The 20,433-nt window shown below is 67.6% G+C and carries 20 protein-coding genes; 14 read left to right on the top strand and 6 right to left on the bottom strand.

All coding sequences use genetic code 11. The features are described 5' to 3' along the window. Positions 1–53: 53 nt before the first annotated feature. Entirely contained in the window at positions 54–2,771 is a 2,718-nt protein-coding gene (locus tag DV709_RS14265; RefSeq protein ID WP_117595069.1) for an AAA domain-containing protein, read from the bottom strand. 139 nt (positions 2,772–2,910) lie between these two features. Here DV709_RS14265 and DV709_RS14270 point away from each other — a divergent pair, with 139 nt between their 5' ends. From DV709_RS14270 to DV709_RS14285, 4 genes are all read left to right on the top strand, one after another. Further along, the gene (locus DV709_RS14270; protein ID WP_117595070.1) at positions 2,911–3,321 is read left to right on the top strand and encodes a hypothetical protein; all 411 of its coding nucleotides are present in this window, start codon (positions 2,911–2,913) and stop codon (positions 3,319–3,321) included. 57 nt (positions 3,322–3,378) lie between these two features. After that, positions 3,379–3,930: a hypothetical protein gene (locus tag DV709_RS14275; protein WP_117595071.1), complete on the top strand. Its 552-nt coding sequence runs from the start codon at positions 3,379–3,381 to the stop codon at positions 3,928–3,930. 126 nt (positions 3,931–4,056) lie between these two features. Beyond that, on the top strand, positions 4,057–4,272 hold the full coding sequence (locus DV709_RS14280; RefSeq protein ID WP_117595072.1) for a hypothetical protein: 216 nt from the start codon (positions 4,057–4,059) through the stop codon (positions 4,270–4,272). A gap of 201 nt (positions 4,273–4,473) precedes the next feature. After that, positions 4,474–8,067: a glucodextranase DOMON-like domain-containing protein gene (locus tag DV709_RS14285; RefSeq protein ID WP_117595073.1), complete on the top strand. Its 3,594-nt coding sequence runs from the start codon at positions 4,474–4,476 to the stop codon at positions 8,065–8,067. Positions 8,068–8,103: 36 nt separating this feature from the next. Here DV709_RS14285 and DV709_RS14290 read toward each other — a convergent pair whose 3' ends face one another. From DV709_RS14290 to DV709_RS14300, 3 genes are all read right to left on the bottom strand, one after another. Further along, positions 8,104–10,323 carry a glycoside hydrolase family 3 N-terminal domain-containing protein gene (locus tag DV709_RS14290; RefSeq protein WP_117595074.1) on the bottom strand — a complete coding sequence of 740 codons (2,220 nt, stop codon included), beginning with the start codon at positions 10,321–10,323 and terminating at the stop codon, positions 8,104–8,106. 85 nt (positions 10,324–10,408) lie between these two features. Next, positions 10,409–11,365, bottom strand: coding sequence for a zinc-dependent metalloprotease (locus tag DV709_RS14295; protein ID WP_117595075.1), 957 nt, complete (start codon positions 11,363–11,365; stop codon positions 10,409–10,411). Between the two features lie 83 nt (positions 11,366–11,448). Then, positions 11,449–11,883 (bottom strand): hypothetical protein, encoded by a 435-nt coding sequence (locus DV709_RS14300; RefSeq protein WP_117595076.1) that lies wholly within the window; start codon positions 11,881–11,883, stop codon positions 11,449–11,451. Between the two features lie 235 nt (positions 11,884–12,118). Here DV709_RS14300 and DV709_RS14305 point away from each other — a divergent pair, with 235 nt between their 5' ends. The 7 genes from DV709_RS14305 (at position 12,119) to DV709_RS14335 (ending at position 16,958) form a co-directional block, all read left to right on the top strand. Next, positions 12,119–12,613, top strand: a complete 495-nt coding sequence (locus DV709_RS14305; RefSeq protein WP_117595077.1) for a 50S ribosomal protein L11 — start codon at positions 12,119–12,121, stop codon at positions 12,611–12,613. A gap of 329 nt (positions 12,614–12,942) precedes the next feature. Further along, positions 12,943–13,584: a 50S ribosomal protein L1 gene (locus DV709_RS14310; RefSeq protein WP_117595078.1), complete on the top strand. Its 642-nt coding sequence runs from the start codon at positions 12,943–12,945 to the stop codon at positions 13,582–13,584. After that, positions 13,581–14,627, top strand: a complete 1,047-nt coding sequence (locus tag DV709_RS14315) for a 50S ribosomal protein L10 (RefSeq protein WP_117595079.1) — start codon at positions 13,581–13,583, stop codon at positions 14,625–14,627. The genes DV709_RS14310 and DV709_RS14315 overlap by 4 nt, the downstream gene beginning before the upstream one ends. A gap of 24 nt (positions 14,628–14,651) precedes the next feature. Beyond that, positions 14,652–14,981, top strand: a complete 330-nt coding sequence (gene rpl12p, locus DV709_RS14320) for a 50S ribosomal protein P1 (RefSeq protein WP_117595080.1) — start codon at positions 14,652–14,654, stop codon at positions 14,979–14,981. A gap of 161 nt (positions 14,982–15,142) precedes the next feature. Further along, a complete protein-coding gene (locus DV709_RS14325) occupies positions 15,143–16,417 on the top strand; it encodes a tripartite tricarboxylate transporter permease (RefSeq protein WP_117595081.1) in 1,275 nt (424 codons plus the stop codon). Between the two features lie 92 nt (positions 16,418–16,509). Further along, on the top strand, positions 16,510–16,689 hold the full coding sequence (locus DV709_RS14330) for an HVO_2753 family zinc finger protein (protein WP_058582930.1): 180 nt from the start codon (positions 16,510–16,512) through the stop codon (positions 16,687–16,689). 2 nt (positions 16,690–16,691) lie between these two features. Continuing rightward, complete coding sequence (locus tag DV709_RS14335) at positions 16,692–16,958, top strand: elongation factor 1-beta (protein WP_117595082.1); 267 nt, start codon at positions 16,692–16,694, stop codon at positions 16,956–16,958. A gap of 392 nt (positions 16,959–17,350) precedes the next feature. On the opposite strand, the gene DV709_RS14340 is transcribed toward DV709_RS14335, so the two are convergent. Both DV709_RS14340 and DV709_RS14345 read right to left on the bottom strand, forming a co-directional pair. Then, positions 17,351–17,662, bottom strand: a complete 312-nt coding sequence (locus DV709_RS14340) for a hypothetical protein (protein WP_117595083.1) — start codon at positions 17,660–17,662, stop codon at positions 17,351–17,353. A 139-nt stretch (positions 17,663–17,801) separates the two neighbouring features. Further along, complete coding sequence (locus DV709_RS14345) at positions 17,802–18,968, bottom strand: cystathionine gamma-synthase (protein WP_117595084.1); 1,167 nt, start codon at positions 18,966–18,968, stop codon at positions 17,802–17,804. Positions 18,969–19,064: 96 nt separating this feature from the next. Between DV709_RS14345 and DV709_RS14350 the strand changes: the two genes are divergently transcribed. From DV709_RS14350 to DV709_RS14360, 3 genes are read left to right on the top strand one after another with little or no spacing between them, the layout of a single operon-like run. Next, on the top strand, positions 19,065–19,358 hold the full coding sequence (locus DV709_RS14350; RefSeq protein ID WP_058582934.1) for a 50S ribosomal protein L21e: 294 nt from the start codon (positions 19,065–19,067) through the stop codon (positions 19,356–19,358). Between the two features lies 1 nt (position 19,359). Then, a complete protein-coding gene (locus DV709_RS14355; RefSeq protein ID WP_117595085.1) occupies positions 19,360–19,716 on the top strand; it encodes an RNA polymerase Rpb4 family protein in 357 nt (118 codons plus the stop codon). Positions 19,717–19,757: 41 nt separating this feature from the next. After that, a complete protein-coding gene (locus DV709_RS14360) occupies positions 19,758–20,354 on the top strand; it encodes a DUF655 domain-containing protein (RefSeq protein WP_117595086.1) in 597 nt (198 codons plus the stop codon). Positions 20,355–20,433: the final 79 nt, after the last annotated feature.

A 20,433-nucleotide genomic window follows, 5' to 3' on the forward strand; every position in this document is an offset into this window, starting at 1 on the left:
GACTGTCGTGAGCGGATTACACTCTCGTGCGGGACACGAACGAGACGCCGTTCTCACCGCGCCCAGTCGAGCATCCGGGCGTAGAAGGCGTCGGAGCCCAGCGCCTCGGCGTCGCCGACGAGCACGAGCGACTTCTTCGCCCGCGTGAGCGCGACGTTCACCCGGCGGTAGTCCTCGAACAGCGGCCCGTCCAACTCGCCGGTGGCGACGAAGGAGACGACGATGACCTCCTCGCTGGAGCCCTGGAATCGGTCGACGGTGTCGACGGTCACGTCGAGGCGCTTCGTGAGTTCGGCGACCTGCGCGCGGAACGGCGCGATGACGCCGATATCGTCGGGGTCGACGCCCGCCGCGACGAACGACTCGACGACTTCCGCGACCCGATCGGCTTCCGTCGGGTTGGCGTTGCCCTCCCTTCGACCGTCGGGGTCGACGAACGAGACGCCGCCGCGGAGTTCCTCGGGGAGCCTCGACTCGTCGACGCCCGGCAGGTCCGAGAGCCGCTGGGCTGCCACCTCGCCCGTCGCCGGGCGGAGTTGACCGTCGTAGAACTCGGTCGAGGAGAACGCCTGAATCCGCTGGGCCATCCGGTACTGGCGGTCGAGCATCACCGACGCCTCCGGGTAGGCGTCGATGAGGCGCTCGAACAGCGACTTTTGGAGGTCGTTCTCTGCGCGGACGACGGGCGGCAGTTGCTCGTGGTCGCCGACGAGGACGAACCGCTCGGCGAGGTTGAGCGCCGCGAGCGTCCCCGGTTCGGTCAGTTGCGACGCCTCGTCGACGAGCGCCGCGTCGAACGCCTGCTCACGGAGGATGCGCGACCCGCAGGAGGCGGTGGTGGCGGCGACGACGCTCGCTCCGTCGAGTTCCGCCGCACGCTCGTTCGGGTCGCCGTCGCGCACGAGGCGGAGGTCCTGCATGTCGTCGCGGACGCCGTTCTCGGTACCGACCCTGACTATATCCTCGAACCCTTGCTCGCGCAGCGCTTCGAGCGCGTTGTCGACGGCGCGGTTCGTGAAGGCGGTGAGCAGCACTCGGTCGCCTCGCTCGACCAGCGCGCGAATCGTCCGGGCGATGGTGTACGTCTTCCCGGTTCCCGGCGGTCCGTGGACGAGCGCGCAGTCCTCGGCGTTCACCGCTACGTTGACCGCCGCGTTCTGCGCCTCGTTGTTGTCGATGTACGTCGTCTCGTCGTCTCGGAACTCGGGTTCTCGGCGGCCGAACAGGACGTCTTTTCGCTCTTCGTCGCCCTTCAACAGCGCGTCGTGCAGTGCCGTGAGCATCCGGTCGACCGAGAGGTCCGAGGGGTACACGTCGAGTCGGCAGAGGTCGACGGGTTCGTCGGCGGTGACGACGACTTCGTCGCCGAGCGTCCGGATTCGGCACAGTTCGGCGTGACCCGCTACGGGGTCGCCGTCGGAGGCCAGCGCCACGTCGCCCTCGCGGAGTTTCGAGACGGCGTCGTCGGTCTTCCTCGCGCGGAGTTCCCAGCGTCCGCCCGGCAGTTCTCGGCGGTCGAGCGGTTCGAGACCGATAACCGCCCTGTCGTCGTCCGCGCGTTCTTCGGCCGTCTGCTCCCACAGCTTCCGGTACTCCTCGTGCGTCTCGCGGCGCTCCTCCTCGATGGCGTCGTAGAATCGCCGGAAGTAGTCGAGTTCGTCGTCGGGGAGCGCCGTGCCGATCTGCCCGGCTTTCGAGCGCTGGTTCAGGCGGCCGGAGACGACCATGCAGGTGTCCTGCTCGAAGCAGTACTGACACTTCGCGTCGGCCTCGAACCCGGTCGGCACGTCGCCGTGGTACTCCATCGCCGCGATTTCGTTGCGGGTGCGGACGACGAAGTCGAGCAGGCCTTTGCCGATGGAGAAGTCCTTCGCGGGCGAGAGGTCGCCCGTCTCCTCGGAGCGGTCCAGCGCCGTGTTCTTCGTGTAGAGAAGCGTGCCAGTATCGACGGGGACGCCGCGTTCTTCGAGCAACAGCGCGTAGCAGGCCGCCTGAATCTTGTCCTGGAATCTGGGGTCGCGCTTGAGGTTCTTGCCCGTCTTGAGTTCGACGGGCGACCCGCGTCGGAGCGCGTCGGCGCGACCCTTCACGCCGAAGGTGGGGCTGATGAGGGTGTACTCCGAGCGCCACTCGTCCTCCATGGGACTACCGTCCCACTCCGGTGAGACGTCTGCCGACGTCTCGCCGTCAGTGAGCGTCCCCTGCGCCAGCCAGCCCTCGATGGCGGCGGCGTTTCTCCGGACTTCGTCCTCCACCTCTTTTCGCTCGCGGCCGAGCAAGCCGAGCTGGAGCCCCGCCTCGGCGACTCTGTCCGAGATGGCGTCGTCGAGGTCGCAGCCCCGGAGCAGATCGCCGAACACCTCGTGGACGATGGTCCCCTTCACCACGGGGTAGTTCAGTGGAATGCCCGAGAGCTTGTTCAGGTAGTACATCCGCGGACACTGCACCCACGAGCGGATGTCGGTCACGTTGACGAGGAAGCCGGGTTCGAGGACGACGTAAGAGTCAGAGCCGGTCGTGTAGCTCACCTCGCCTTGGTACTCGTTCGGCTCCGCCTCCGTCAGCAGCAGTTCCATCCCTTCGTCGGCGTGCTCGGCGGTGTGGGTCCACTTCCCCCACAGCGTCACCGTCACCGACTCGTCGCCGTCGAGGAGCGTCTCGGCGTTCTCGTCCGTCGGTCGGACCGAGAGGTCGGCGACGTTGCGCTCGCCGTACTTCGTCTCGACCGTCCGGGGACCGTCGACGGCGACGATGTGGCCGCGTACGTTCACTACGAGGCTCTGTGCCCCGTGTCTGAAAAACCCTGTCGGTCGCCGGGAAAAACCGGAGTACCGAAGGGGTCGCCGAACCGAGAGTCGGGTATGTGCGACGCGAGCGAAGGTAACGACGGGTACGAGGCGGACGACACCGATGAGTGAACCGGAGCGCACCGACCGGAGCGCAGATGCCGGCGAAGCGAGAGCGGATTCGGACGCTCGAACGGCCGGCGACGACGAGACGGCCCCGCAGTTCGGCCGGAAGTGGCGACTGCTGCTCCTGGGGATGCTCGGCTTCGTCGCCGTGACGACGGTGCTACAGTTCCAAGTCGAGGGTACGAGCGCGCTCCCCGAGATAGTGGTGAGCCTCTACGTCGTCGCCGTCGTCGCCTACGGTGTCGTCGCGGACGCGATGCAGACCCGCCGGTTTCGCATCGCCCTCTACGCCGGGGCCGTCGCGTGGGGCGCGGTCAGACTCGTAGAGGGCGACACGTCTCTCGTCACCTACGCGCTCCTGGGAATCGGCGCGTTCCTCCTGACGAGGGAACTGACGTTCGCGGACTGATACCGAACCGGACTGTCCGACCGACACACTCATTCGAGCGGCACGCCAACGCGACCCATGCGCGTCAGAGCGTGGCGGGACATCCTCGAAGAGGTGACCGCCGACGGTAGCGACGGCGAGGACTGGCGAGCGGTCGCCGGACGTCGCCGCGAGGGCGTCGGCGAGGACCTCGTGCTCGGACACCCGAACCGGGGCGTCTACTTTCTGAAGACGTACGCGAAGAACCCCTACGAGCTCCGCGGCGTCGGCGCGCGGGTCGCCCGCCGCGTCGACGACGGCCTCGAACCGCTGCTGCCGAACCGCGAGAGCGCGGGACGGTTCGCCGTCCAGAACCCGCCGGAGGACGACGAGCACGCGAAGACGATGGCCAAGCGCGTCCGGGAGACGGTCCGGGTCCACGGCGACGCGCCGACGACGCCGGACGACTTCTTCACCGACCTGATGGAGGCGCTCGACAGCCCCGCGTTCGGCCCGATGGAGTTCGACCCCGAGGAGCGCCCCGACTCGCTGGACGCCTTCGGCGACGAGTTCGAGGAGGCCGAGCGCCTGCTCGACGCCGAACTCGACGACCTCGTGGACGAAGACGAGGTCGGCCGCGGGTTCCAGTGAGCGGTACGCCGGAGGGGCGCGGCCGGCGACAGTGAGTAGCGTTAAAACGCCTCCGCGCCCTGGCATCCGTATGAACCGTTTCGACGCGAGGCGTTCGACCGGCGACTGCGGAGGCGGACGCGACTGATGGTCGGTCCGAGCCTCTCGGACGACGAGCGCGACGCCGCCTCCTTTCGACTGAAACTGTTCTTCGTCCTCCTCGTCGGCGCGTCCGGCGGCCTCATCGCCCTCCAGGTCGACCCGACCCCGGTGGAGCTCGCGCTCTCGATTCTCGGCGGGCTTCTCCTCGGCTGGCTGTTGCTGGTGTTTCTCGTCCGCTCGTTCCGACAAGAGCCGCGGTGACGGCAGTCGTCGTCCCCGTTCGTTCTCGCCTCTCTCGCTCTCACGGTTCCGCTTACTTCCGCCTCTCTCGTCTACTCTCGTCTCCGCGAGGTCGATTACGCACCGGGGGGCGAGTTACGACTACCGACCGAGTACGTTATTTTGAAACCGCGTCAACCTGCAAAACATTAATGAGGTAGCATTTCCTCACGAATGTTAGTCATGCAACGGAGACAGTTCCTGCAGGGTGTCGCTGCGACCGGTACCGTCTCGCTGGCAGGCGTTCCGCGGGCTACGGCGGCGGGCACCGCCCCGGGTGCGCCGGGGTCGGACTCGTTCTGGACGACCGGCGAGAAGTACGGCGTCGGCACCGTCGCCGACCACGGCGACTCCGACGCTTCCCACGTGTGGTTCACGCTGACCGAGGGCGCGCTGACCGAACCGCGCTTCCCCCGCGTCGACCTGATGTGCCTGCGCTCGGTCGACGTGGTCGTCGCCGACGGCGACGGCTACGTCGCGCGGACGTACAACGTCGACCGCACCGACGACGACACCGGCGCGGACCCCGTCGAACGGCGAACCGAACGCGTCGAGGACGACGCGCTGTTGTTTCGGCAGACGGTTTCGGCCGTCGACCGCGACTGGACCGTCGAACTGGAGTACGCCGCCGCCGCCGAGAACGACGCCATCCTCGCCGACGTGTCGTTCGAGTCGAGCGCCGAGTACGACGTGTATCTGCTCGTCGACGCCGCGCTCTCGAACAGCGGGGTGGCCGACACGGCGCTGGTCACCGACTCGGACGCGCTCGCCGGCTTCGACACCGACGACAACGACGACGAGGCGGTCATCCTCGACGAGGACGGCGACCCGTACAACGTCGCTTCGGCGGTCGTCTCCGACTCGGGCTTCGACTGGACCACCGTCGACTTCGTCGGCGGCGACAGCCTCTCGCCGCTTCTGACCGACGGCGACGACGCGACGCGCTACGACCGCGCCGAGGACGGCAACGTCGCGCTCGTCGGTCGCCTCGGGACGGGCGTCGACTCGCTCTCGGAGACGGTGGCGCTCGGCTTCGCGGAGGGCGGCGAGGAGGGCGTCGCCGACGCCGAGTCCGTCGCCCGAGCGTCGCTCGCCCGCGGCTACGACGCGGTCCGCGCGGACTACGTCGCCTCGTGGCGCGACTACGTGCCCGACCCGCCGGCGTGGCTCGACGCCGACCTCGCCTCGCAGTATCGCGCGGCGGCGATGGAGCTGAAAGCCGTCGACGACAAGACGTTCGCCGGTGCGGGGCTGGCGAGCCCCTCGGTGCCGTGGGGCGTGGCGGTGAACGCGAACGAACCGCGGGACTACGGCTACAACTACGTCTGGGCGCGCGACCTCTACCAGGTGTTCACCGCGTATCTCGCCGCCGGCGACGTCGACAGCGCCCTCGAAGCGACCGAGTACATCTACGAGTACCAGCAGGACGAGCGGGGGTTCATCCCGCAGAACACCTACATCGACGGGCGGACCCGCTGGGGCGGCGAGCAGATGGACAACATCTCCTTCCCGCAGGTGATGGCGTACCAGCTCGCGGAGCGCCACGGCATCGACTTCTCGGCGGCGAACTACGACTACGAGAACGTCCGCCGCTCGGCGAACTACGTCGCCGACAACGGTCCCGAGAGCGCCCAGGAGCGCTGGGAGGAGGAGTCGGGCTACTCGCCGTCGACCATCGCCGCCGAGATCGCGGGGCTGGCCTGCGCCGCGAGCCTCGCCGACGACGAGGGGCGAGCGGCCGACGCGCTCGTCTGGCTGGCGCTGGCCGACGACTGGACCGCGAACGTCGAGGCGTGGACCGCCACAGAGACCGGGACGGACGAACACACGCGGACGCCGTACTACTTCCGCGTCAACGACGACCGCGACCCCGAGGACGGCGCCGACCGCGGCCTCGCCAACGGCGGCCCGACGCTCGACGAGCGCAACGTCGTCGACGCGGGCTTCCTCGAACTCACGCGACTGGGAATCAAACCGTGGGACGACGAGGTGATTCGCAACTCGCTGGCCGTCGTCGACGACACCATCCGCGTCGAGACGCCGAACGGCCCCGGTTTCTACCGGTACAACGGCGATGGCTACGGCGAGCAGGGACCGAACGACGAGAACTATCCGCGCGGCGCGCCGTGGTCGCTCGACAACGCCGGCAAAGGTCGGCTGTGGCCCATCTTCACCGGCGAGCGCGCCGAGTACGAACTGCTCGCGGGCGACGAAGACCCCGCTGCGCTGCTCGACACGATGCGGGGGTTCGCCAACGACGCTGACATGATTCCCGAGCAGGTGTGGGACGTGCCCGAACCCACCGACTACAACTGGGAGTTCGGCGAGGGCACCGGGTCGGCGACGCCGCTGTCGTGGAGCATGGCGCAGTTCGTCCGCCTCGCGCACGGCGTCGACGCGGGCGAACCCGTCGAGACGCCCGCGTTCGTCCGGCAGCGGTACGTCGAGGGTGAGACCCCCGAATCGCCGTCGCTGTCGGCGTCGATTCCCTCGACGACCGACGGGGAGACGGTCCGCGTCGAGGGCGACACCGACGGCGCGACGGTCGTCGTCCGGACGCCGGTCGAGAGCGTCGTCGCCGACGGCGGGTCGTTCGCCGTCGACGTGGCGGTCGACGACGGCCAGAACGCCGTCACCGTCGTCGCCGGCAGCGACGCAGACTCGCTGGTCGACACCGGGACGGCGGTCGTCCGCGAGACGGTGACGCGCGTCGCCGTCGGCGACCCGGTGGCGAGCTTCGACGACCCCGAAGGCGACGACGACGGTCCGGGCGGCTACGTCTACCCGACGAACGAGGCGTTCGTCGACGGCGCGTTCGACCTCCGGCGCGTGGAACTGTTCGAGACCGACGACCGCTACCAGTTCCTCGTCACGCTCGACGAGCTGACGGACCCCTTCGGCGGCGACGCCGGCTTCTCGCTGCAGACGTTCCACGTCTACCTGCGCGCGACCGGCGAGGGAGCCGACGGCGGTTCGACGGAGACGCGCGAAGGCGTCGACGCGGCGCTCGAAGCGCCGCACGACGCGCGCATCGTCGTCGAGGGGTTCACCGGGGAGTTCTCCCCGCGCGTCGAAGCCGCCGACGGCAGCGTCGTCACCGAGGACGTCGACGTCGTCGCCTACGCCGACGCGGACGCCGTGAAGTTCGAGGTGCCCAAGTCGGCGGTCGGCGACCTCGCGGAGCGGGAGTTCGCGCCGGTCGTGCTCGGTCAGGACGGGTTCAGCGTCGGTCGAATCCGCCCCGTCGTCGCCGAGGCGGGCGGCTACGTCTTCGGCGGCGGCGAGAACGACGACAGCAACCCGAACGTTCTCGACCTGCTGACGCCCGAGGGCGTCTCCCAGTCGGCGGCGCTGGCCTACGACGACGGCCCGGCGGAGATTCCGTACGTCGCCGTCGAGTCGGGACTCGTCGCCGAGCGCGTCGCAGTCGAGGTCGAGTCGACCGTCGCCCCCGAGTCGAGGGGCGTGATTCCGGTGTCGGTCGAGAGCGACGCGACGCTCGACCCGGAGACCGTCAGGTTCGGCACGTCGGAACGCGTCGACGACGGTGAGGGCGCAGCGCCGGCGCACGGCGGGCACGAAGGCGGAAGATACCACTTCCGGACGCAGGAGACCGGCGTCGGCGCGGAGACGGAGACGCTCGTCCTCGTCGGCGAGACGGACGACGGCACGCCGGTTCGCGGCGAGGCGACGGTCCGCGTCGTCGGTGGTCGCGGCAACGGCGGTCGCGGCAACGGCGGCAACGACGACTCGAAGGGGAAACCGGGCGGCAACTGAGCGACGCTCCGTCGCGTCGCGCGACTCGGCCCGCCGCTACTCCGCGACCTCGAACGACGCCTCGTCGTCGCCGACGAACACCCGGTACTCGCCGGACTCGACGACGCGACCCTCGCGGGGCTTGTAGAAGCCGAACTCCTCGGCCGGAATCGACACCGTGAGCGACGCCGACTCGCCGGGGTCGACCGACACCTGCCCGAAGCCGACCAGCCAGCGCTCGGGGCGGACGCGCGAACTCACCTCCTGGCGGGCGTAGACGTGGACCGTCTCGGTGCCCGGTCGGTCGCCCGTGTTCGAGACGGTGGCCGTCACGTCGAGTTCGCCTTCCTCGCCGATTTCGGCGCGCTCGACGGCGACCTCGTCGTACTCGAACGTCGTGTAGCTCAGTCCGTGCCCGAACTCGTACAGCGGGTCGTACGACGGCGGGTGCTCGTCGTCGCCGATGGGCCGCGGGTGCGCGAGGTAGTCGTGGTGCTGCGGCAGGTCGCCGGTCGACCGCGGCACCGAGATGGGGAGTCGCCCCCGCGGGTCGTTCTCGCCGAACAGCGTCTCGGCGACGGCGCGGCCGCCCTCGGTGCCGGGGTAGTAAGCCATCAGCAGACCCGCGGCGTTGTGGTCGAGCCACTCGACGGCGAGCGGGCGGCCGGTGACGAGCACGCCGACGACCGGCGTCCCGGTCTCGTGGACGCGGCGGGCGAGTTCGCGCTGGGCTTCCGACAGCCGGAGTTCCGAGCGCGTCGGCCACTCGCCGGTCTCGACGCCCGCCTGCGCGGCGGGGCCGAACTCGTGGAGGTACCAGCCCTCGCCGAGCGCCAACACCGCCACGTCGGCCTCCGCCGCCTTCTCGGCGGCGGCATCCAAATCGAGCGTCTCGTTGAGCGTCGCTCCCTGTTCGTAGGTGACGCTCGCGCCGTGGTCCTCGCTCTTCGCGCGGAGCGCCTCCAGAATCGTCTCGCCCGCGGCGTCGTCGGCGTCGAGGACGCTCCACCCGCCGAGTTGGTGGACGATGTCGTCGGCGTTCGGCCCGCCGACGAACACCTCCTCGTCGCCCGACAGCGGGAGGACGCCGTCGTTTTTCAGCAGCGTCACGCTGGCGCGGGCGGCCTCGCGCGCCAGCTCGCGGTGGTCGTCGGTGCCGACCGAGTCGCTCGCCTCGTCGGCGTCGACGTAGGGCTCTTCGAAGAGGCCGAGTTCGAACTTTTGTTCGAGGACGCGGCGGACGCTCGCGTCGAGCGTCTCCTCGTCGAGTTCGCCGGCTTCGACCAGCGAGGCGAGGTTCTCGGCGTGTTCGACGCTGCCGACGGAGGCCACGTCGAGTCCGGCGGCGTGCGCCTGTCGGACGGCGTCGCGCTGGTTCTTTGCCGTTTTGTGGTCGTCGGCGAGCTGGCGAACGCCGTTCCAGTCGGAGACGACGTGACCCTCGAACCCCAGCTCGTCGCGGAGCAGGCCGGTGAGAACCCGGCGGGAACTGTGGGAGGGCTCGCCGTCGACGGAGTTGTAGCTCGGCATCACGGAGTCGACGCCCGCGTCGAGCGCGTCCTCGAACGGTCGGACGAACGTGTTTCGGAGCTTGTACTCGGAGACGTCGACGGGCGAGGCGTCCTCGCCGCGCTCGGGTTCGCTGTACGCCGGGAAGTGTTTCGCCGTGGCGAGGACCGGTTCGTCGCTCTCCTGGTAGCCGCGAATCTTCGCCGCGGCCATCGTCGCGCAGAGCAGCGGGCTCTCGCCGAACGTCTCGAAGATGCGCCCCCATCGGGGCTCTCGTCCCACGTCGCAGGTCGGCGAGTAGTTCTGGTGTGCGCCGGTTCGGCGCATCTCCTTCGCGGTGATTTCCGCACCGGCTTCGATTAGCTCGGGGTCCCACGTCGCCGCAGCGCCGAGTCCGTTCGGGAAGACGGTGGTGTCGGCGACGTAGGCGTGGCCGTGGACCGCGTCGACGTTCAACAGCAGCGGAATCCCGAGTCGCGTCTCCTCGCGGGCGACGCGCTGGAGGTCGTTCGCTATCTCGGCGACTTCGGTCGGGTCGGTCGCCAGCGGCGCGGCCCAACCGAACGGCGCGGCGACGCCGAGGTGGTGGTTGCGGACCGCGTCCGCGATGTCCTCGAACGTCTGCGCTTCGCGGAGGTGGCCGCCCCACGTCCCGGCGAGTTGGCCGGCCTTCTCCTCGACGGTCATCCGGTCGAGGAGGTCCGAAACGCGCTCGGCGGTGTCGAGTTCCGGTCGTCGGTACGGCGGCGTCTCGTCGTCGTCACTCATGAGTGACAGTAGCGAGAAGAGCGTGAAGAACGTTCGTGCATCGACGGCAGCGTCGGTGGCGAGTCGCGGAGGCGAGAGTCGGCTCTCAGGCGTCGACGCGCGCCAGCCACAGCCCGGGGTCGTCGAGTTCCTCGTCGGTCGGGAGGTTCTCCGGTTTCTCCCAGACTTTGCTGGCGGCAGCGACGCCGCGGACCTCGGCGACGGATTCGAAGAAGCGCGCGCCGCGCTCGTACTGACGGCGCTTGAGTCCGAGGCCGAGGAGGCGTCGCGCGAGTTGCGCCAGCGGACCGCCGCCGCGACGGCGCGCGTCGAGTTTCCGCCGGAGGTCCTCGTAGTCGTCGTCGAACGCGCGGTCCATCAGCAGTTCCGCGTAGCCCTCGACGGCCGTCATCGCCGTGTCGAGTTCGCGGAACGCCTCGCGGTCGATGCTCCCCTCGGTGAGCGCGTCGACGCCGCGCTCCATCCGGGATTCGAGGTGGCCCGAGAGCCACGGGGCCGCGCCGAACTCCGCGGCGTGCGACACCTCGTGGAACGCGATCCAGCGGCGAAAGCGCGGGTAATCGACGTTCAACTGGTCGGCGACCTTCCGGATGTTGGGGTGGACGAAGTAGAGGCCGTGGTCGTCGTCGCCCTCCGCGAGGAGGAGCGGGTCGTACTGGCCGAGGACGTTGCTGCCGAGAAACGAGAGCATGAACGACATCGTCCCGGTGTTGAGCGTGCGGGCGACGCCGGGAAAGATACCGTCGGCGCGCTCCTCCAGCGGGCGCATCACGCGCTCGAACGTGCGGATGTTGGCGTCTATCCAGTGGTGGCGGTTCTGGACTTCGATGGCCTCGGGGAGTTCGAACTCGACGTCGCCGACCGTCCGGAGGCGGCTGCGAGCGTCGCGCACGTCCTCGGCGTAGCCCGTTCGTTCTGCCGTCGAGAGGTCGAGACTGCCGGGGTCGGTGGCGGCTTTCGCGGCGTCTGCGACCGCGTCCCAGTCGATAACGCCCGTTCCGGACGCACCCGCGACGGCCCGGACGCTACGATAGAGATTCATACGGGTACTCTGTGGGCACGGCAGAAAACGCTTCGTGTGAGGGTGTCGCGCCGGCGGGAACGTCTCGCCGGCGACGCCTTCGCTCAGGCTTCGTCGCTGAGTTCGTCCAGCTCTTCGAGTTCGTCGAAACCGGCGTCGTCGCCCATCAGGCTCTTGGCGGCCGCCGCGATGACGACGATTAACACGAGCGAGAGGAGCAGTTTACCGCCGTTACCGGAGTCGCTCGCGTCCTCGTCCGCCTCCTCGGTGGCGTCCGACGCCGACTCGTCGCGCGCCTTGCGCTCGCGGTTCTCCACGTCGGCGGCCGTCTCTATCTGGTCGACCGCGTCGCTGGTGCCGCCGTCGCTCGTGGCCCCTCCGCGTTTGCCGAGTAGTTTCGAGACTGTTCCCTTCGCCCCGGTCGAATCGCCCTGTTCGTCGGCGTCGCCTTTCTCGCCTGTGAACATGGGTGCGGTATTGGTGGGGCTGAAGCTGAATCCGTCGTGCAAGTGAACCTCGAATAGTGTGAAGTCTCCCATAGCTGTAGATAATCCGACGAGGACGAACTTAGACGTTGTGGCGGGCCAGATGGGGGTCGCGCGAACCGAAATCGCACATCGTCGGTTTCGAGTCCGGTGTGTGACCGACGGACACGGAACGCGGCCGACGACAGTTCTTCGGTTCCCCGCCCACCCCGCCTCCCGCGTGTGACGCCCTCACACCGTCTGCGGCCGAAAGACAATCGTTAAAAGTCGCCGCGGGAATATTCGGGATATGGCTGGAACTATCGAAGTGCTCGTCCCCGGCGGGCAGGCCAACCCCGGACCGCCGCTCGGCCCGGAACTCGGCCCGACGCCGGTGGACGTGCAGGCCGTCGTACAGGAAATCAACGACCAGACCGACGCGTTCGACGGCATGGAAGTCCCCGTCACCGTCGAGTACGAGGACGACGGCTCGTTCGAGATCTCCGTCGGTGTGCCGCCGACGACGGCGCTCATCAAAGACGAGGCGGGCTTCGACTCCGGCAGCGGGACGCCGCAGTCGGAGTTCGTCGCCGACCTCTCCGTCGAGCAGGTCAAGAAGATCGCCGAGCAGAAGAGCACGGACCTGCTGGCGTACGACGTGAAGAACGCCGCCAAGGAAGTCGGCGGCACCTGCGTCACCCTCGGCGTCACCATCGAGGGCGAGGACGCCCGTACGTTCAAGCAGCGCGTCGACTCCGGCGAGTACGACGACGTGCTCGCCGAGCAGAGCGAAGCGAGCGCTTGAGGCGTGAGCGGAGCGAACGCCTGAGTGTGCTCGCGGAAGAACAGACGGCGTAGTTCCACTTCACGCCCTTTTCGCGCAGTTAGAGAGAGAGCAGCAGCGCGATTGAAACGACCGAACGGCACAGGTTCACGCGGTCGCCGTCTCCGACCACGGTCTGACGGACGACGTCGAGCCCCTCCGAACGGCCGCTATCGACTGCGAACGCCTCACACGCGCCGACTCTCGCTTCGACGCTTTTAAGTCCGCGATGACCCACCTTCCAGTGAGACAGGCAGACGCCTGTTTCACTGACCCGTAGGAGCAGTTCCTGCGTACTACGGAGGTGAATAATGGCAGACGACTCTATCGTACAAGCGGTCTCTCGCGCGCTCGACGAGGCACCGGCTCGCAACTTCAGCGAGACGGTCGACCTCGCCGTTAACCTGCGCGACTTAGACCTCAACGACCCATCGAATCGTGTCGACGAGAGTATCGTCCTTCCGTCCGGAACCGGCCAGGACACCCAGATTGTGGTGTTCGCCACGGGAGAGACGGCGCTCCGCGCCGAGGACGTCGCAGACGACGTTCTCGACGGAAACGACCTCGAAGAGCTCGGTGACGACTCCGACGCCGCCAAGGACTTGGCGGACGAGACGGACTTCTTCGTCGCCGAAGCCAACATGATGCAGGACATCGGTCGCTACCTCGGTACCGTACTCGGTCCCCGAGGGAAGATGCCGACGCCGCTGCAGCCCGACGACGACGTCGTCGAGGTCGTCAACCGAATGAAGAACACGGTCCAGCTTCGCAGCCGCGACCGACGCACGTTCCACACGCGCGTCGGCGCAGACAGCATGTCCGCCGAGGAGATCGCGGACAACATCGACGTCATCGTACGTCGCCTCGAAGCCGACCTCGAGAAAGGCCCGCTGAACATCGACAGCATCTACGTGAAGACCACCATGGGCCCCTCCGTGGAGGTGGCCGGATGAGCGAGAGCGAATCCGTCCGCAAGACGGAGACGATCCCGCAGTGGAAACAGGACGAGGTCGACGAACTCGTCGACTTCGTCGAGAACTACGCGTCGGTCGGTGTCGTCGGCGTCACCGGCATTCCCAGCCGCCAGCTTCAGAACATGCGGCGGGAACTGCACGGCAGCGCCGCCGTGCGGATGAGCCGCAACACGCTGCTCGTCCGCGCGCTCGAGCAGGTCGACAGCGGCTACGAGGACCTCGTCGAGCACATCGACGGACAGGTCGCGCTCGTCGGCACGAACGACAACCCGTTCGGGCTGTACAAACAGCTCGAAGCGTCGAAGACGCCCGCTCCCATCAACGCGGGCGAAATCGCGCCCAACGACATCGTCATCCCCGAGGGTGACACGGGTGTCGACCCGGGTCCGTTCGTCGGCGAACTCCAGCAGGTGGGCGCGCAAGCGCGCATCATGGACGGCTCCATCAAGGTGACCGAGGACTCCACCGTCCTCGAAACCGGCGAGGAAGTCAGCGCCGAACTCGCGAACGTCCTGAACGAACTCGGCATCGAGCCGAAGGAAGTGGGGCTGGACCTGCGCGCCGTCTACTCCGAGGGTACGCTGTTCGACCCCGAGGACCTCGACATCGACGTCGACGAGTACCGCGCGGACATCCAGTCCGCCGTCTCGGCGGCGACGAACCTCTCGGTCAACGCCGTCTACCCGACGACGCAGACCGCGCCGACGCTCATCGCCAAAGCGACGAGCGAGGCGAAGGCCGTCGGCATCAGCGCCGCTATCGCCGAACCGGACCTCGTGCCGGACCTCGTCGCGAAGGCGGACGCGCAGCTCCGCTCGCTCGCGGCGCAGATCGACGACGAAGAGGCGCTCCCGGAGGAACTGCGCGGCGTGGAAGCGCCCGCAGCGCCCGCCGAGGAGTCCGCCGAGGAGGAATCGCCTGACGAAGAAGACGCAGACGCCGACCAGGCGGCCGAGGAAGACGCCGACGACGACGACGACGACGACGACGGCGGCGACGCACTCGGCGCGATGTTCGGCTAATCAACACTAACGGAGAACACAACAATGGAATACGTTTACGCAGCTCTCATCCTGAACGAAACGGGCGAAGAAATCAACGAAGACAACGTCACCGCGGTGCTCGAAGCCGCCGGCGTCGACGTCGAGGAATCCCGCGTCAAGGCGCTCGTCGCCGCGCTGGAGGACGTCGACATCGAGGACGCCATCGAGACGGCCGCCGCGGCACCCGCCGCCGCGCCCGCCGGTGGCTCCGCCGACAGCGAAGAACTCGACACCGTCGACGAAGACGAGGCCGAGGAAGACGAGGCCGAAGCCGAAGAGGACGAAGAAGACGACGAGGCCTCCGGCGAGGGTCTCGGCAACCTGTTCGGTTAAACCGGACGCGTCAGCCGACTCCGCCGCCTCGCTTCGACGACTACATCCCGCGTTTTTTGGCCACTCGACCGGCGAGCGACCGCTCACTCTCGCACACACCGCGTTCGTCAGCCGAGCATCACGCGACCGTTTAAATCCGAAGACGGGACCAACTCACCGGGATGGACCCGCTCGCGGTCGGACTCGTCCCCTCAGTTCGCCCGACGCTCGCGCTCGCGCCGACGGCGGAGTTACTGCTGTTCGCCGTCTGCGGCGTCTGCCTCGGCACCGTGAGCGGACTCGTACCGGGCGTCCACGCGAACAACTTCGCGCTACTGCTGGCGGCGGTCGGCCCGACGCTTCCGGGGTCGCAGACCGCCGTCGGTGCGGCGATTCTCGCCGCCGGCGTCGTCCACACGTTTCTCGACGTGGTGCCGGCGCTCGCGCTCGGCGTTCCCGACCCGGCGATGGCGGCGACGGCGCTACCCGGTCACCGCCTCGTCGTCGCCGGCCGAGGGCGGGAGGCGCTCAGACTCTCCGCGTTGGGTAGCGTACTCGCCGTCGCGCTGGCGGTACCGCTCGCGCTGCCGGTGACGTGGCTGATGACGGAGGCGTATCCGGTCGTCCGGGCGTACCTTCCGGTCGTTCTCTCGGCCGTCGTCTTGCTCCTGTTCGTCACCGAACCGTCCCGTCGTGCGGCGCTCGCAGGCGCGTTCTGTTTCGTCCTCGCGTCCGCTCTCGGCGTCTCGACGCTCGATCTGGAACCCGAGGCACCGCTGGCGCTCGGCGGGATGCTCGCGCCGCTGTTCTCGGGGCTGTTCGGCGCGCCGGTGCTACTCGACGCGTTCGACGGTGCAGGCGTCCCGCCGCAGGACGACGCGGCGCTTGCGCTCTCCGGTCGGGAGGTCGGCTGGACCGCCGGGGCCGGGTCGCTCGCGGGCGCGTTCGTCGGATATCTACCGGGCGTATCGGCTGCTGTCGCGTCGGTGCTGTCGCTGCCGCTCGTGCCGGACGTCGACGACGAGGGCGCGCGCGAGTTTCTCGTCGCGTCGAGTGGTGCCAACACGTCGAACACGGTTTTTGCGCTGTTCGCCCTCGTCACGCTCGGGACGCCGCGGACCGGCGTGATGGTCGCACTCGAAGACGGCGGCGGTGGCGTCGGTGCGGGGGCCCTCCCCGCGCTGTTGGCGACGACCGCTCTCGCTGCGCTCGCGGGGTTCGTGCTCGTCGTGGTCGTCGGCGACAGCTATCTCCGCGTGGTCGGGCGGACGAACTACGCCGTCGTCTCGGCGACGATACTCGTTCTCCTGGTCGCGCTCTCGTGGCTGTTCGCCGGTCTCGTCGGCGTCGGGGTTTTCGTCGTCGCCTCGCTCGTGGGCCTCGTTCCGGTGCGACTCCGTACGCGGCGCGTCCACCTGATGGGCGTCCTCGTCGGTCCGCTCGTTCTGGGCGTTTGAGTCGCATCCGCACACCGTCCGGCGGTCTGCGGCGGGCGACGAACCGGGAATGAAAGACAATCGTTAAAAGTCGTCGCCGGGTTTGTCTGGGTATGAGCCAGTCGGAACAGCGACAGGAGCGACAGTGCGTCTCCTGTGGCATCAACATCGCCGGGATGAGCGCGGCGTCGTTCAAGTGCCCGGACTGCGGGCTGACCATCTACCGATGCGCGAAGTGCCGCAAACAGAGCAACCTCTACGAGTGCCCGGACTGCGGGTTCATGGGGCCGTAATCATGGGGAAAGTCGCAGCCAAGATGAAAGTCATGCCGCAGAGCCCCGAGATCGACCTCGACGAACTGCAGGAGCGTCTCGAAGACGCGCTGCCCGAGGGCGGGAAGATCAACGGCTTCGAGCGCGACGAAGTTGCATTCGGTCTCGTCGCCCTCCTGCCGACGGTCATCGTCCCCGACGACGCCGGCGGCACGGAGGCCATCGAGGAATCGTTCAGCAACGTCGACGGCGTCGAGAGCGTCGCCGTCGAGAACGTCGGTCGCATCTAAGACCCACCTTTTTACTGCGGAGGGTGCGCTCCGCACACCCCCGCTTGCAAAAATCTGGACTAGAAAGCCGTTCGTGCGGCTTGACGGTCCCGCTCGCGGTCCGGATTCTCGTTCGCCGGCAGCACCGCTACGAGCGACCGCTACCGTCCACAGCGACTACCGTACTGCGACGAACGCTTATCAGCGAAGACGGGGCCAGACATCCCATGCGCTGACGAGTCGTCACGGAGCGGTCGAGGCGGGTGCACGGCGCGCCGCTCCGCGAGTCGTGGGAATCGGTGTGCCGTCTGTTCGCCACCAGAGCCCGAGGTTCGTTCGAGTCGAGCGTTCGAAGAGTGGTGTCTGTCCGGGAGACGTCCACTACCTGGAAGTCGACAGCGAGCGTCGAGTGACTACGCCTCTCCGACCGCGTCGCGTTCTCCGTACTCCTTCAGTGCGACCCCGGCGAGGACGCCGAGTCCTCCTCCGACGCCGATGCCGAAGATCAGCAGTTGTCCGCCGAACGCCGGGAACAGCGCCGCGAGGGCGAGTCCGAGCATCGAACCGAGGAGCAGTCCGATGACGACGCCGAATCCGAACATCTCGGCTTTGGCGCTCGAATCCCACCTGGCGTGGACGTCGCCCGGTTCGGTTGGTGACGATTCCGACTGTGCTTCGGCGTCGGGAGTCAGCGAGTCTGTGAGTGAGGTTGTCTCTTGTACCATAAGGAAGTGTACGAGTTTCATGGTATAAGGTAACGCGGAACGTATCGCGTTAGCGTACGTACTCGCAGTACGGACCGATATCGAGGAAGGAGGGTGTACTTCGACGTATCGCACCCTTCGGTGCCGACAGCAGATTGCGTCAGTCGAGCGCCGCGTCGAACGCCTGCTGGAAGTCGGCCTTCTGGTCGTCGACGTGTTCGATGCCGACGCTGACGCGGATGAGACTGTCGGTGAGGCCGGCGGCGACGCGCTCCTCGCGCGGAATCGCGGCGTGGGTCATCGGTGCGGGCTGTTCGATGAGACTCTCGACGCCGCCGAGGCTCTCGGCGAGCGTGAACACCTCGGTGTTCGAGACGACCGCGCTCGCCTGGTCGAGCGTGCCGTCGAACTCGAAGCTGAGCATGCCGCCGAAGTCGTCCATCTGCGAGGCGGCGACGTCGTGTTGCGGGTGCGAGTCGAGTCCCGGGTAGTAGACCCGGTCGACCGCCTCGTGGTCGTCGAGCCACTGAGCGAGCTCGCGGGCGTTGTCGCAGTGGCGGTCCATCCGGACGGGGAGCGTCTTCGTCCCGCGGAGGACGAGGAAGCAGTCGAACGGACTCGGCGTCGCGCCGACGCTGTTCTGATAGAACCCGAACCGCTCGTCAAGTTCCTCGTCGTCGGTGACGAGCGCGCCGCCGACCACGTCGGAGTGGCCGCCGAGATACTTCGTCAGCGAGTGGCTGACGACGTCCGCGCCGTGTTCGAGCGGGCGCTGGAGGTACGGCGTCGCGAAGGTGTTGTCGACGGCGCAGAGCGCGTCGTTGTCGTGCGCGATGTCGGCGAGCGCCGCGATGTCGTTGACGCGCATGAGCGGATTCGTCGGCGTCTCGACCCACAGCAGCTTCGTCTCCTCGCGCATCGCGCCGGCGACGGCGTCGTGGTCGGTGGTGTCGACGAAGTCGAACTCCACGTCGTACTGCTCGTACACCTGCGTGAAGATGCGGTGGGTTCCGCCGTAGACGTCGTCGCCGGTGACGACGTGGTCGCCGGATTCGAGCAGGTTCATCACGGTGTTTATCGAGCCCATTCCCGAGGAGAAACACCGGCCGTGCGCGCCGCCTTCGAGGCTGGCGAGGTTCTCTTCGAGGGCCGTCCGCGTCGGGTTGCCCGTCCGCGAGTACTCGTAGCCGCGGTGCTCGCCCGGCGCGTCCTGTTCATACGTCGAGTTGGCGTAGATGGGCGTCATCAGCGCCCCCGTCTCGGAATCGGGTTCCTGTCCGTCGTGAATCGCGCGCGTCTCGATTCGTGGCTCCGAACTGTCGTCCATACGGAGGTCTGTTCGTACGGGCGTGTTACTCTTACTCTTCCGCGGCGCGGGAACGTGTCTTTTATAATCCGACCGTGAGTAACCCACTCCACGACCATGCCGAGTTCGAACGGTCCACTCAAGGGAAGCACGAGAGGCAAGCTGACGAACCATCCGCGAGAGCGCGGGACCTCCCCGCCGCAGCGCGCGATTCAGGAGTTCGAGGAGGGACAGAAAGTCCACCTCAACATCGACCCGAGCGTCCGCAAAGGTCGATTCCACCCGCGTTTCAACGGCCACACCGGCGAAGTCCTGGGTAAACAGGGCCGCGCGTTCAAGGTCGAGATCAACGACGGTGGAAAGGCGAAGACGGTCATCACCCGTCCGGCGCACCTCCGCGCGCAGAAGTAGGATGACGATATTCAAAGAGAAGCTCGACGAGGAGTACCTCACCATCTCGGAGGTAAAGCCGCTGCTCCAAGAGGTCGAAGCGGAGCGAGCGGCCGACGAGGAGCGCGAGCTCCGCTACGAGTTGGCGCGTTCTATCGAGCACGTCAATCGCTTTGCGGTCCTCGACCCGGAGGAGTCGCGCGAACTCGTCGAAGAGCTGCTCGAACTGGAGAAAGTCGACGAACAGACCGCGTTCAAGATCGCCGACCTTCTCCCGCAGGACCGCAACGAACTCCGCGCCGTCTACGCGCAGCAGCGCTACGCGCTCTCCGGCGACGAACTCGATGACATTCTCGACATCGTCGCCAAGTACGCGTAGCCGGCCTATTTTTAAATAGCCCGTCACCGTACACGTTCGTTATGTCTGGTTCCGAACGCGGTGACGACGAAGCCGAGAGTCGACCGCAGTACGCAGTCGTCCTCGACTACCTCCCGTACGGGAGGTCGGACGACGACCGCCCGAGGTACCAGAAACAGCCGATAGCGTACGCGCTCGGCGAGAAACAGTTTCGGCTCGTCGAGCTCACCTTCGACGACGACGCCGACGTGAGTATCGGTGACCGCGTCGCCATCGAACCGAACTCGGCGCGAGAGCACATCCAGCGCATCCGAACCGTCGAGTACGGTGACCTCTCGAACAGCGCGGTCAACGAACTGGAGTACGTCGTCGCCGACATCATCGACGGCGACGAGGAGCGCTTCGTCGAGTTCTACAACGACGCCCAACCCATCACGATTCGCCTCCACCAGTTGGACCTTCTCCCCGGCATCGGCAAGACGCTGCGAAACAACATCCTCGAACAGCGGAAACGACAGCCGTTCGATAGCTTCGAGGACCTCCAAGAGCGCGTCTCGGGTCTCCACCGACCCAAGGAGGTGCTCGCGGAGCGAATCATCGAGGAGCTCCGCGACGAGGACCTGAAGTACAAGGCGTTCGTTCGCCGGTCGAACGGCTGAGAGCGTCAGCGGCCCCTCACCGAACGCCGCAAGGGGCCGAGAACCGCGGACCGGAACGGGAACTTTACCCACGTCGGGC

The organism is Haloprofundus halophilus, assembly GCF_003439925.1.
Lineage (GTDB): Archaea > Halobacteriota > Halobacteria > Halobacteriales > Haloferacaceae > Haloprofundus > Haloprofundus halophilus.